Origin of the sequence: Paraburkholderia sp. SOS3, from assembly GCF_001922345.1 — a bacterium.
Classification (GTDB): domain Bacteria; phylum Pseudomonadota; class Gammaproteobacteria; order Burkholderiales; family Burkholderiaceae; genus Paraburkholderia.
Genome location: NZ_CP018811.1, coordinates 593,454 through 606,301 on the forward strand (window position 1 = coordinate 593,454; position 12,848 = coordinate 606,301).

A 12,848-nucleotide genomic window follows, 5' to 3' on the forward strand; every position below is an offset into this window, starting at 1 on the left:
GCCCGGGTTACTTGGTGTCCGATGCGGCGATCGCGCCGCGCACGTTGCCGAACAGCTTCATGACCCGGGTCACGTTGTTGTAATTCATGCCGTCTTGGGCCGTCATGACCGAAAGGCCGCGACGAAGTTTAACCGGCTTTTCCGTTTCGATGACATCGTCGTTCACCAGTACCCGAAAATGCTCCGAATCCGCCTGCATCTCCGGATCGCCGTAACCGGCCGCACGGATGATGTGCGCGTTGTCGTACAGGTTGACGATCGACGCGTCGCTATTGACGGTGCCCCGGTCGCCGGTCGCGGTAACGATCGGCTTGCCGGGCTGGAATGCGCGGATGGCGGGCTTCGTCAGGTCGCTGTCTTCGGTGTCTTCGTAGTGAATCAGCGTTTGCGCGGTGAGGCGATATTGCGTCGAGCCGGACTGATCGAGCTCCGATACCGAGAAACTGTCGGCGAAGTAATCGGGCGTATGCGTCTTCGGGCGGACCACGTCTTCGTTTTCGCGCGGCCTCGTCGCTTGCAAAAGCCAATACGTGACGCCGGCGAGCAGCGCCATGGCGACGACCGGAAGCAGCGAAGTCCAGCGAAACCTGTTCATTCGTGTGTTCCGGTTACATTCCGCACGCGGCGCGCAGCAGATCGTCGTAGCGATTCTGCGCGCGCAGCAGCGTATCGCACACCTCGCGCACCGCGCCGTGGCCGCCGCGCGCTTCGCTGACCCAATGCGCGCGTGCGATGACTTCCGGATGCGAGTTCGCCGGCGCCGCGGCGAAGCCGACCTTCAGCATCACGGCGAGATCGGGCCAGTCGTCGCCCATGTAACCGCAATTCTCCGCTTTCATGCCGGTCGCCTTCAGCAGTTCGGCAAATGCGACGCGCTTGTCTTCGACGCCCTGGTACACATGCGTGATCTTCAGATTCTTCGCGCGCTCGACGACGATGCCCGACTGGCGCCCCGTGATGATCGCCGTTTCGATGCCCGCTTCGCGCAACAGCTTCGCGCCGTGGCCGTCCATCGAATTGAACGACTTCATATAGTCGCCTTCCGCGGTGAACATGAGGCCGCCGTCGGTCAGCACGCCGTCGACGTCGAAAATCATCAGCTTGACGCGGCTTGCGCGTTCGGTAGCGCTCAGGGTGGTTGCCATCAAATCACCTTCTTCGAAAACAGATCGTGCATGTTGAGTGCGCCGACGAGCCGTCCGGCTTCGTCGACGACGAGCAATTGATTGATGCGGTGGCGCTCCATCAGTTCCACGGCTTCGACTGCAAGGCGGTCCGGACCGATCGTGCGCGGATGCGGCGTCATCACCGAGCCGATCGGCAGATTGCGGAAGTCGCCGTCGCGTTCGAGCACGCGGCGCAGATCGCCATCGGTGAAAATGCCCTTGACGCGCGCTTCGTCGTCGATAATCGCGGTCATGCCCATGCGCTTTGCCGTCAGCTGGAACAGCGCGTCGCGCACGGTCTCGTCGGGCTTCACGCTCGGCAACTGGTCGCCGGTGCGCATCACGTCGTGCACGTAGGTCAGCAATCGACGTCCGAGCGCGCCGCCCGGATGCGAGCGCGCGAAGTCGTCGGGTCCGAAGCCGCGCTCTTCGAGCACGGCGACGGCGAGCGCGTCGCCGAGCGCCAGCGCAGCGGTCGTGCTGGCCGTCGGCGCAAGATTCATCGGGCAGGCTTCTTTCGATACGCCCGAATTCAGATGCACGTCCGCAATCTTCGCGAGGCTCGAATCGGGACGGCCCGTCATCGCGATCAGCTTCGAGCCGAGGCGTTTGATCAGCGGCAGAATCGCAAGCAGCTCTTCGGATTCGCCGGAATTCGACATGGCGATGAATACGTCGTCGGCCGTGATCATGCCGAGATCGCCATGGCTCGCTTCGGCCGGATGCACGAAGAACGCAGGCGTGCCGGTACTGGCGAAGGTCGCGGCAAGCTTGCGTGCGATATGACCTGATTTGCCTATGCCGGACACGACCACGCGCCCGCGGCAGCTGAGAATGAAGTCGATCGCTTCGACAAAGCCGTCGTCGAGCTGATCGCGAAGCGCGCGCACGGCGTCCGCCTCGATGTCGAGCACGTCGCGAGCCAAGGCTAACGCCCGGTCGCCATTGATTTTCGCTATCATTCGCGAAGTATAACAAAGGCGTATGTTCGCCGCGCCGGACGGAACTCGTCCGGATGTTGCCTTCACGGGCCTCTGAACCTTGCTGCGCGGGGCTTTGCGCGCAGCGTTCTCTGACGAACCAGGACGCTCATCGCCGATGATTTCCCCGCTTGAAATGACGCTCTTCCTGCTGCTTGCTTCAGTGGTGGGCGTCGTCGTGTTCCGGTATCTGAATCTGCCGCCGATGCTCGGATATCTGACGGTGGGGATTCTCGTCGGGCCGCACGCGTTCGGCGTCGTGCCGGACTCGAAGGGCGCGCAGAATCTGGCCGAGTTCGGTGTCGTGTTCCTGATGTTCTCGATCGGCCTCGAGTTTTCGCTCGCGAAGCTGCGCTCGATGCGCAAGCTCGTATTCGGCCTCGGCTTGCTGCAGGTGCTCGGCACGATTGCGGCCGCGATCGTGCTCGGCTTCGCGGTCGAGCGTTGGGTGCATCTGTCGTGGCAGGGCTGCATCGCGCTCGGCGGCGCGCTGGCGATGTCGTCGACCGCGATCGTCAGCAAGATGCTCGCGGAGCGGCTCGAGATCGAGACCGAGCACGGCCGCAATATCTTCGGTGTGCTGCTGTTCCAGGATCTCGCCGTGGTGCCGCTGCTGATCGTGATCGCCGCGCTCGCCGGCGGCGATACGCACGACGTGATGGCGGCGCTCGGTCTCGCGTTCGTGAAGATCGTCATCGCGCTCGCGCTGCTGCTCGTGATCGGGCAGCGCTTCATGACGCGCTGGTTCAACGTCGTCGCGCGGCGGCGCTCGCAGGAACTGTTCGTGCTGAACCTGCTGCTCGTCACGCTCGGCGCCGCGTTCGTCACCGACAAGTTCGGCCTGTCGCTCGCACTCGGTGCGTTTATCGCCGGCATGCTGATCGCCGAAACGCCGTACCGGCATCAGGTCGAGGAAGACATCAAGCCGTTTCGCGACGTGCTGCTCGGTCTCTTCTTCGTGACGACCGGCATGCTGCTCGATCCGCTCGTGATCTGGCAGCATCCGCTTATCGTGCTCGGCTTTCTGCTCGGGCCCATTCTGCTGAAGGCCGTGATGGTCACGGCCCTCGCGCGGCTGTTCGGCGCGACGCCCGGCGTGGCGATGCGCACCGGCATCGGCCTCGCGCAGGCAGGCGAGTTCGGCTTCGTGCTGCTGAATCTGATTCTCGACAAGCACCTTGTCGATGCGACGCTGCTGCAGGCGATCCTCGCGGGCATGCTGCTGTCGATGCTCGCGGCGCCGTTCCTGATCCAGAACGCGGACCGGATCGTGCTGCGCCTGTCGTCAACGGAGTGGATGCAGCAGTCGCTGCAAATGACGCGCATCGCGACGCAAAGCCTGAAGCAGAGCGGACATGTGATCATTTGCGGTTACGGCCGCTCGGGGCAGAACCTGGCGCGGATGCTCGAGCACGAAGGGCTCTCGTATGTCGCGCTCGATCTCGACCCGGATCGCGTCGCGGCCGCGGCGGCGGCCGGCGAGCAGGTGGTATTCGGCGATGCCGGCCGCCGCGAATCGCTGCTTGCCGCGGGTATCCACCGCGCGCGAACGGTGGCGATCACCTACGCGAACACGCCGTCGGCACTGCGCGTGCTGCACAACATCCACGAACTCGAACCGACGCTGCCGGTCATCGTTCGCACCGTCGACGACAGCGATCTCGAACGGCTGCTCGCCGCAGGCGCGACCGAAGTGATTCCGGAGATCGTCGAAGGCAGCCTGATGCTCGCCTCGCATACGCTCGTCGTGATGGGTGTGCCGATGCGGCGCGTGCTGCGGCGGGTCGAGGAACTGCGCGACGAGCGCTACAGTCTGTTGCGCGGCTACTTCCACGGCGCCGACGACGTCGACGACGACGACGGCCACGAACAGGTGCGGCTACAATCGGTGCCGGTCGACGAAAAGGCCGACGCGGTGGGACGCACGCTTGCCGAGCTCGGTTTGTTCGAACTGGGTCTCGAGGTGACGGCGATTCGCCGGCACGGCATTCGCGGCGTCGAGCCGGACCCGTCGACGAAGCTGCGCGCAAGCGACATCGTCGTGCTGCGCGGTTTGCCCGAAGCGCTCGCCGAAGCGGAAGAGCGGCTGTCGAAACATCGGCGGGCGGGCGCGGCGACGGTTTGAATCTCACTCCATGTGCCCGCAGCCCGGTGTTGCGAAGGGCGTCGCGATCCCGAACGGCAACGAACGGCAATAAGCGGCAACAAGCGGCAACAAGCGGCACATGGCGAACATGCGGGAAATTTTCTTCCCGAGTTTGACCCGGATCGTCAACGATCCTTCTGGAGACATCATGTCCATCGCACCTGCGAACGTGCCGCTCAACGCGGCCGAGTTCGTCAAAAGCCAGATCCGCACGGTGCCCGACTGGCCGCAGCCCGGCGTGCAGTTTCGCGACATCACGCCGCTTCTGCAGCACCCGAAAACGCTGCGCGTGCTGATCGATCTGTTCGTGCAGCGCTATATCGATGCGAGCCTCGATTACGTCGCGGGACTCGACGCACGCGGGTTCATCATCGGGCCGATTCTCGCGTACGAGCTGAACCTCGGCTTCATTCCGATCCGCAAGAGCGGCAAGCTGCCGTACAAGCGCGTCTCGGAATCGTACGAGCTCGAGTACGGCGCGGCCACCGTCGAGATTCATGAAGACGCATGCAAGCCCGGCGACCGCGTCGTGATCGTCGACGATCTGATCGCAACCGGGGGCACCATGCTCGCCGGCAAGAAGCTGCTCGAGCGTCTCGGCGCCGTGGTGGTCGAGGGCGCGGCGATTATCGATCTGCCCGACCTCGGCGGGTCGGCGCTGCTGCGCTCCGCGGGTCTGCCGCTTTATACGGTGACGGATTTCGGCGGTCACTGAGGTGCTCACTGAGGTGGCAACTGAAACAGCAACTGAGGCGGCGACCGCGCCGAAAACGGCGGCAGCCGCCACCGTTGCCGTGCATTACCCGTCGTACAAAGTCACCCCGTAAAAAGGTTCACGATGCCCAATTTCTTGCTTTTTCTCGCCACGTCGCTTGCGATCACGTTCGCGCCTGGTCCGGACAATCTGCAGGTGCTCGCGCGCGGCATTTCGCAGGGCCGCGCCGCGGGCTTCGTTGCGGCGCTCGGTTTTGCCGCCGGCATCACGTTTCACACGACGCTTGCCGCGCTCGGCGTGGCGGCCGTGTTGCGATCGTCGCCGGTCGCATTCCAGGCGATCAAGCTCGCGGGCGCCGCGTATCTGATCTGGATCGGCATCAAGGCGCTGCGCAGCAAAGGTCTCGCGACCGCGCACGAGCGTCCGCCGCAGCCGCTTTTATCGATCTTCCGGCAAAGCGTGATCGGCAACATGCTGAATCCGAAGGTCACGCTGTTCTTCATCGTGTTCCTGCCGCAGTTCGTCAACCCGCATGGCGTGCAAAACGTGACCGTGCAGATGCTCGAACTCGGCGCGTTGTTCATGCTGCAGACAGTCGCCGTGTTTTCGCTGTTCGGCGTGTGCGCGGGGACGATCGGCAACTGGCTGAAGCGCCGTCCGCGCGCGGGCGTGTGGCTCGATCGCATTGCCGGTGCGACGTTTATCGCGATCGGTTTGCGCGTCGCGCTGCGCGATTGATGCCGAAGCGCGTGGCGGCCCGTCGACTCGACTTGCCTCGCATGCGTTGCTGCCGGATAGAAACGAATTTGCTGGAGCTTCGATGACTTTGCCTTCAATCGCGGCCGCGCGCCGCTTCGACGCGCACGCGCACGCTTCGTTCTGGATCGACGGGCAGCAGGTTGGCTGGTTGCGCGCGGCCGATGTGCCGCTGCTTGCGCGCTGGCCCGATGTGTTCGAGATCGACGCGCAGCGCGTCGTGCTGAGCGCGCGTTTTTCAACGCTCGACAACCGCAGCGCGGCGCTCGGCGCCGTGATCGGCGCGCTGGCCGCGGACGGCCGCATTCCCGGCTGGCGCGACGAGACCTATGCGATCCGCAACGCGTTCGATGCGCCGCCGCTCGCGTATATCGAGCGTGCCGCATCGCGCTTCTTCGGCACGATGACGTACGCGGTGCATCTGAACGGCGTCGTAGAATACGCGCACGGTGCGCCGCGGCTCTGGATCGCTCGCCGCAGCGAGACCAAGGCCACCGACCCGGGCATGTTGGACAACGTCGTCGCGGGCGGGATCGGTTGGGGCTTCAGCGTCGAAACGACGATTATCAAGGAGTGCTGGGAAGAGGCGGGCATTCCGGAAGACATCGCGATTCGCGCGACGCCGGGACGTACGGCGCATGTGTTGCAGTCGTTGCCGGAAGGCACGCAGGCCGAGCAGGTCTTCATCTACGACCTCGCGCTGCCCGAAGACTTCGCGCCGCGCAATCAGGATGGCGAAGTAGGTGAACATCGGCTCGCCCGCATCGAAGAAGTGGCGCGCTGGATCGAACAAGGGTCGATGACGGTCGATGCAAGCCTCGCGACGCTCGATTGCATGCTGCGCCGCCAATGGATCGACGAAGCGGTGTGCGCGGGCATCGAGGCGCTGTTCGAGCCACCGGCGCTTGCATCCGCGACGGCATTCGGACGCGCGGCCAGGTAGCAACCCAAACACGCGGGCAAACGCGGAGCCAGACGCGCAAGCCAGACGCGCAAGCCAGCGGCGCGGCCACACTAGCCAAACGAACCACAGGATTAGCAGAAGGGAGTCACCAGGGTCATGTCGACCGATCACAGCTTTATCCTTAAACTGTCGTGCGCCGATCGGCCCGGCATCGTGCATGCGGTCTCGGGCTTTCTGTTCGAGCGCGGCAGCAATATTCTCGACTCCGCGCAATTCGGCGACAGCCACACCGGCGAGTTCTTCATGCGCGTGCACTTCCAGCAAGTCGGCGGCGACCCGGGTCTCGACGCGCTGCGCGCGGCATTTTCGGCGCTCGCCGAACAGTTCGGCATGCGTTGGGAACTGCACGACGCGACGGTCAAGCCGCGTGTGGTGATCATGGTGTCGAAGATCGGGCATTGCCTGAACGACCTGCTGTTCCGCTATCGCACCGGGCAACTGGGCATCGAGATACCGGCGATCATTTCGAACCACAAGGATTTTTATCAGCTCGCCGCGAGCTACGACATTCCGTTTCATCACTTCCCGCTCGCTGCGGCGAAGGGTGATGGAAAGGCCGATGCGAAGGCTGCGCAGGAAGCGCGCGTGCTCGAAGTGATCGACGAACATCAGGCCGATCTGGTCGTGCTCGCGCGCTATATGCAGATTCTGTCGCCGCAACTGTGCGATCGTCTGGCCGGGCGCGCGATCAATATTCACCATTCGTTTTTGCCGAGCTTCAAGGGCGCGAAGCCGTATTACCAGGCGTTCGACCGCGGCGTGAAGCTGATCGGCGCGACGGCGCACTATGTGACGACCGATCTCGACGAAGGCCCGATCATCGAGCAGGAAGTCGAGCGCGTCGACCACAGCATGGCGCCCGAGCAACTGACGGCGATCGGCCGCGACGTCGAATGCGTGACGCTTGCGCGCGCGGTGAAGTGGCACGTCGAGCACCGGATCGTGCTGAACGGCAGCAAGACCGTGGTGTTTCGTTAAGCGGCACGAGGCGCGTCGCCTGTCGCCGCGTTGCCTATTGCGGTGAGGCGATCCGCTCGCCTCGTTCCGGGCGCTTTGCACGCCGGGCCTGCGGTGCATCGATGTCGGCCGGCGTCGTGTCGCGCACGGATTGCGCGTGGCGCGTCTGGCGCCGCCGCGCTTCGAGCTTCTTCAACCAGATCATCAGACCGGTCACGCTCAATACGGCCACTGCCACGCCCAACGCGCTGACCGCAATCCGTCCGCCCAATCCCGCAATCCGTCCCGAGTGCAGCGGGAATTGCGCCTGCATGAAGATGTCGCCGGCCGAACCCTTGCCGGGAATCGTCGCACCCGTCGGCTGGCCGGTCTCGGCGTTCAGATAGATCCACGCATTACCGAGCGGGCCGTCGCCGTGATCCTTGCCGGCGGCGAAATAGCCGACGCCATAGGTGTGCAGCGCAGCCGCATAGAAGATTGCGCCCGGCGGCGCGGCGATGTGCTTTTCAGCGGCGATCCTGCCAGCCGCCTCGAGCACCTGTTCGCGCGTCAGATCGGGCGTGCCCGGCTGCGGCGTGCCCGCGAGCGCCGGATCGGAGAACGGCGTCGGTGCGAGCGGCGACAGCAACGACACGATGGGCCGCACGACCTCGTTGCTGAGGTTCATCGATACCGACGTGACCGCCATCATCAGCAGCAGTCCCCAGATCCAGACGCCGCCGGAGCGGTGCAAATCGAAGGTCAACGGATAGCCGCCGCGCGCGACACGAAACGCAAACGACTTGCGCCACGCCTTCGCGCTCGGAAACGACAGCACGAGTGCAATCGCGCTGTCGAAGATCCACACGATGCCGACGATGCCCATCAGCCATGTGCCGATGTCGATGCCAGCCGCGAACGGCAGATGCAGCGTGTAGTGCAGCTTGTACAGAAACGGAATCAGATTGAGCCGCGCGAGCGAGACCGCGCCCCATTCGCGGCGGCCCTGAATGTCGCCGGTCGCGGGGTCGACGGCGATCTGGTTGAAGTCGAGCTTGTACGGCTGCTGCGTCTTCGGATCGGTGCGCGGCCAGACCATCGCCTGCAACGTATGGCCTGGTTCGACCGCGAGCGGCAGATAGGTGACGCGAAGACGCGGGTCGGCCGCCTCGATGCGGCGCGCGAGTTCGAGCGACGACAACGCGGGACCGTCGGTGCGCGCGTGAAAGAACGATGGGTTCAGCAAGCCGTCGAGCTCGTGATCCCACGCGATCACAGCGCCGGTCGACCCGGCGACGAACAGAAATAGCGCGATCGCGATACCGAACCATCGATGCAAACGGACGAGTGCAGGCCTCATGCGCGAACCGGAACGCGCAGAGAAAGCGGCGGGTGCTGCAGGCGCGGCGCGGCAAAAACGCTCAGCGCGGCGCGCGGAACGGCGCTCCCGATTGAATCCAGATCCATAGGCCTGCGTCCGATTTTATAAATAAGAATTGTTCGCATCTTAAGGATTGTCGAGGCCGGCTGCAAGGGGGAGGGGTTGGTGCTGCGCGCCGGTGGTGAAAGCACGTCGAAATTAAATTGACGATTCAGCCTGTCGCTTCGCCTTGTCGTGCCGGACTTTCCGGTATATGCGACGAAATGCCGCACCTCATTTTCTTACAAATATCAGACGACATTTGGCATCATCGCGTCTCTTGTAAATAAGAATTGTTCGCAATTAATCTCGAGCGACGCGATGAGGGTTCAGACAACAATGCACGACGCCGCACGACACGCACGGTCACACCGGTCAGGCAACCGGTTCCGCGCGCGGTTTTCCAAAAAGCCGATTCACCTGACGCTGTTGATGACGGCGGCGATGGCCACCGTTGCCGCGCCGGCCGCCTTCGCACAGCAGCAGACGACGAGCGGCGCCACGCAGCCCGACACCGCAGAGAAAGCGCTGCCCGCGGTGCGCATCACCGCATCGCAGGACACGCCGTTGCATCTGAACGAAGACGTGAGCAGCGGCGCGCTCGGCACCCGCTCGCAACTCGATACGCCGTTCTCGACCACGATCGTCACCGACGAGCAGCTACAGGAGCTGCAGCCGGCCAAACTCGGCGACGTGTTCATGCGCGACGCGTCGGTATCGGACAACGGCAATCCATACAACGCATGGGCGAGTTACGTGACGGTGCGCGGCATGCAGCTCGACTGGCAGAACGCGTTCAAGATCGACGGCCTGCCGTTCAACGCCTATGGCGTCACGATGCCGTACGAGCAGCTCGAGAGCGTTCAGTTGCTCAAAGGTTTGTCGGGTTTCATGTACGGCTTCGGCGCACCGGGCGGCATCGTCAACTACGTGACGAAGAAGCCGCCGCGTTCGGCGGCGTTTCTCGGCAGCGTGGACGTCGGATATCGGACCGACGGCGTTTGGAGCGAGCACGTCGATCTCGGCGGCCGCGTCGGCCCGGACGCGATGTTCGGCTACCGGATCAACGCGACGCACGAGGAAGGGCAGACCTTCAACGACGGGACCATCCGACGCGACGCGGTATCGCTCGCATTCGATGCGCGGCTCACGCGCGACCTGACGGCGACGTTTGGCCTGCTCTGGCAGCAGCGCCGCGCGACCGGCATCACGAGTGCGATCTACACCGCGCAGTATCCGGGGCTCAACCTGCCGCCGCCGGTCAGCGGCGGCAGCGACAACCTCTCGGGCCCGGACCAGCATCTGAACACGAACCTGCAGTGGTACACGGCCGGCCTGCGCTACAACCTCACGCCCGACTGGACCGCGAGCTTCACCTACGGCTTCAGCAAGAGCTACCGCGACCGCAACGAAGGCACTTTCTTCCTGCAGAACTATCTCGGCGACTACGACGACTTCCGTTTCGCGGGCAAGGAAGGGCACCGGCTGACGTCGTGGCAGGCGATGATCGAAGGGAACGTGAAGACAGGGCCATTCGGCCATCAGCTGGTGTTCGGCGCCGCATACCAGAAGCAGGTCAACGACTATGAGGTGACGAGCTTCTACGACCAGATCGGCACCGGCAATCTGTATCAGCCGAATACGAACGTGTTCTATAGCCCGGAGGGCCTCACGACCTATCCGAGCGCCGACATCACGCAAAAGGCGCTGTTCGCGAGCGACACGATCGAGCTGACCGAGCGCTGGTCGGTGCTCGGCGGCGTGCGATACACGAATTACGAGCAGAACGGCTACGCGCTCGGCGGCGCCACGACCTCGACGTACGGAAAGAACGGCGTCGTCACGCCGACCGTTGCGCTGATGTTCAAGCTCGCACGCACGACGACGCTTTATACGAGCTACGTCCAGTCGCTCGAGCCGGGTTCGATCGTCGGGCCCACGTACGCGAACGGCGGCACGTTGCTGCCGCCGATCCGCAGCAAGCAGTACGAGCTCGGCGTGAAGAGCGAACACGAGCGATGGAGCGCGACCGCCGCATTGTTCCGCATCGAACGCGGCGCCGAATATCCGAACGGTGCAAACGTCTTCGTGCAGGACGGCGAGCAGATCTTTCAGGGCGTCGAAGCGGGCGCCGACGTGCGGCTCGGCAGGAGCTGGACCGTCGGCGGCGACCTGATGTGGATCGACACGAAATACGAGCGCGGCGCGGCGAACGTCGGCAATCGCGTCGCGGGCGCGCCGAAGTTCGTCGGCGCCGGCTACGTCAGCTATGCGGTGCCGGGCGTGCCGGGGCTGCGTCTCGGCGTCGATGCGAAGTACACGGGCAACACGGAAGTACGTCCGGCGGGCGGTCTGGAAACAGGCGGCTATCTGCTGGTGAATGCGGGCGCGAGCTACACGACGCGCCTCGCCGGGCACGATGTGACGCTGCGCGCGGCCGTCGACAATCTGTTTAACCGGCGCTACTGGATGTTCCAGTACGCGGACTATGTCGGACCGGGCGATCCGCGCACGTTGGCGCTGAACGCGCGCTTCGACTTCTGACCGGCCTGAGCTGAGGACGGCCGTGGACTGGCGAACTGGCGGCTTGCGTGGCCGCCTGCCGGTGAGCACGCAGGCGGCGCGAACGCGGCGCGAAAGTGGCCGCGAAAGTGGCGGCTGGGCTTGTGCTAAACCAGCCGCAAGTAGATCAGCTCGCGCTTGATGTAAGCGTAGAAGACCGGCGCTGCGATTACGCCGGGAATGCCGAAGCCCGCTTCCATCACGAGCATCGCGATCAGCAGCTCCCACGCGCGCGCCTCGATCTGTCCGCCGACGATGCGCGCATTGAGGAAGTACTCGAGCTTGTGTATCACGATCAGAAATACGAGCGACGTGACCGCCGCCGGAAAACTGACCGATAGCGCGACTGCGACGATCAGCGTGTTCGAGATCAGATTGCCGATCACCGGCAGCAGCCCGACGATGAACGTGATGATCACGAGCGTCTTCGCGAGCGGCAGCGGCGCGTGAAAGAGCGGCAGCAACAGCAGCAGGAAAATACCGGTGAACACGGTATTGATGCTCGAGATCTTCACCTGCGCGAACACGATGCGCCGGAACGCATCGGAAAAGCGCGACAGGCGCTGGATGAACGCCGTGGAAAGCGGCAGCCGCTGCACGTGTTTTTGCGCGCCGACCGCGATGATCGCACCGATGATCATGCCGATCAGCACATGCGTAAAGCCGCGCGCGACCATCTTGCCGCTTTGCTGCAGCAAGCCGGCGTGCGTGTGCATCATCGACGCGGCCTTTTCCTTCATCTGATCGGCATCGACCGGCAGGTTATCCGCGATGAACTGCGGTACGCGGCTGCGCGCGTCGTTCATCAGCTGCATGGCCTGATCGAGCAGCTTCTGCACGCTCGGCACGTCGTGCTCGAAGTGCTCGATGATGCCGATCGTAAAGCCGGTCAGCACGCCCACAATGATGATGGACAGCCACACCACCGAGAGCCACCGCGCCCACTGGCTCGACATATGCCGCTCGATGCGAGGCGCGATCGTGTGCACGAGCTGGAACACCAGCATGCCGGCGAGCAGCGCGCCGAGCAGCTTCAGTTCGAGCACCGCCCACATCGCGAGCAGCGCGACGAGATAGCTGCCGATTTCCACCGCCGACAGCTTCGGCAGACTCATATCGCTCGTCAGCCTGACCGGGCGAGGGCGTAGATCCTGTACCGGCTTTTCGTCGGTCGCCTCGTTACGCTTGGCCATGGCGTTGTCC

General features: G+C 64.1%; 11 protein-coding genes. 6 read left to right on the top strand and 5 right to left on the bottom strand.

The genetic code is table 11. The features are described from left to right. Nucleotides 1-7: 7 nt before the first annotated feature. The 3 genes from lptC to kdsD are packed head-to-tail and all read right to left on the bottom strand — an operon-like array spanning nucleotide 8 to nucleotide 2,128. Complete coding sequence (gene lptC / locus BTO02_RS02735) at nucleotides 8-595, bottom strand: LPS export ABC transporter periplasmic protein LptC (protein ID WP_075155717.1); 588 nt, start codon at nucleotides 593-595, stop codon at nucleotides 8-10. Nucleotides 596-608: 13 nt separating this feature from the next. Continuing rightward, nucleotides 609-1,145: a KdsC family phosphatase gene (locus tag BTO02_RS02740; RefSeq protein WP_075155718.1), complete on the bottom strand. Its 537-nt coding sequence runs from the start codon at nucleotides 1,143-1,145 to the stop codon at nucleotides 609-611. Then, the gene (kdsD, locus tag BTO02_RS02745) at nucleotides 1,145-2,128 is read right to left on the bottom strand and encodes an arabinose 5-phosphate isomerase KdsD (RefSeq protein ID WP_075155719.1); all 984 of its coding nucleotides are present in this window, start codon (nucleotides 2,126-2,128) and stop codon (nucleotides 1,145-1,147) included. The genes BTO02_RS02740 and kdsD overlap by 1 nt, the downstream gene beginning before the upstream one ends. 136 nt (nucleotides 2,129-2,264) lie before the next feature. Between kdsD and BTO02_RS02750 the strand changes: the two genes are divergently transcribed. The 5 genes from BTO02_RS02750 (at nucleotide 2,265) to purU (ending at nucleotide 7,705) form a co-directional block, all read left to right on the top strand. Beyond that, nucleotides 2,265-4,271 (top strand): monovalent cation:proton antiporter family protein, encoded by a 2,007-nt coding sequence (locus BTO02_RS02750; RefSeq protein ID WP_075155720.1) that lies wholly within the window; start codon nucleotides 2,265-2,267, stop codon nucleotides 4,269-4,271. A 169-nt stretch (nucleotides 4,272-4,440) separates the two neighbouring features. Further along, complete coding sequence (locus tag BTO02_RS02755; protein ID WP_075155721.1) at nucleotides 4,441-5,007, top strand: adenine phosphoribosyltransferase; 567 nt, start codon at nucleotides 4,441-4,443, stop codon at nucleotides 5,005-5,007. A 123-nt stretch (nucleotides 5,008-5,130) separates the two neighbouring features. Further along, nucleotides 5,131-5,745 (top strand): LysE family translocator, encoded by a 615-nt coding sequence (locus BTO02_RS02760; RefSeq protein ID WP_075155722.1) that lies wholly within the window; start codon nucleotides 5,131-5,133, stop codon nucleotides 5,743-5,745. Nucleotides 5,746-5,827: 82 nt separating this feature from the next. Further along, nucleotides 5,828-6,706, top strand: a complete 879-nt coding sequence (locus tag BTO02_RS02765; protein WP_075155723.1) for an NUDIX hydrolase — start codon at nucleotides 5,828-5,830, stop codon at nucleotides 6,704-6,706. A 117-nt stretch (nucleotides 6,707-6,823) separates the two neighbouring features. Next, nucleotides 6,824-7,705: a formyltetrahydrofolate deformylase gene (gene purU / locus BTO02_RS02770; protein ID WP_075155724.1), complete on the top strand. Its 882-nt coding sequence runs from the start codon at nucleotides 6,824-6,826 to the stop codon at nucleotides 7,703-7,705. 34 nt (nucleotides 7,706-7,739) lie between these two features. Here the strand turns inward: purU and BTO02_RS02775 are convergent, their stop codons facing one another. Further along, nucleotides 7,740-9,023, bottom strand: coding sequence for a PepSY-associated TM helix domain-containing protein (locus tag BTO02_RS02775; RefSeq protein WP_075155725.1), 1,284 nt, complete (start codon nucleotides 9,021-9,023; stop codon nucleotides 7,740-7,742). A gap of 504 nt (nucleotides 9,024-9,527) precedes the next feature. On the opposite strand from BTO02_RS02775, the gene BTO02_RS02780 reads away from it, so the two are divergent. Further along, complete coding sequence (locus BTO02_RS02780; protein WP_232243428.1) at nucleotides 9,528-11,627, top strand: TonB-dependent siderophore receptor; 2,100 nt, start codon at nucleotides 9,528-9,530, stop codon at nucleotides 11,625-11,627. Between the two features lie 125 nt (nucleotides 11,628-11,752). On the opposite strand, the gene BTO02_RS02785 is transcribed toward BTO02_RS02780, so the two are convergent. Continuing rightward, nucleotides 11,753-12,838, bottom strand: coding sequence for an AI-2E family transporter (locus BTO02_RS02785; RefSeq protein WP_075155727.1), 1,086 nt, complete (start codon nucleotides 12,836-12,838; stop codon nucleotides 11,753-11,755). Between the last annotated feature and the right edge of the window lie 10 nt (nucleotides 12,839-12,848).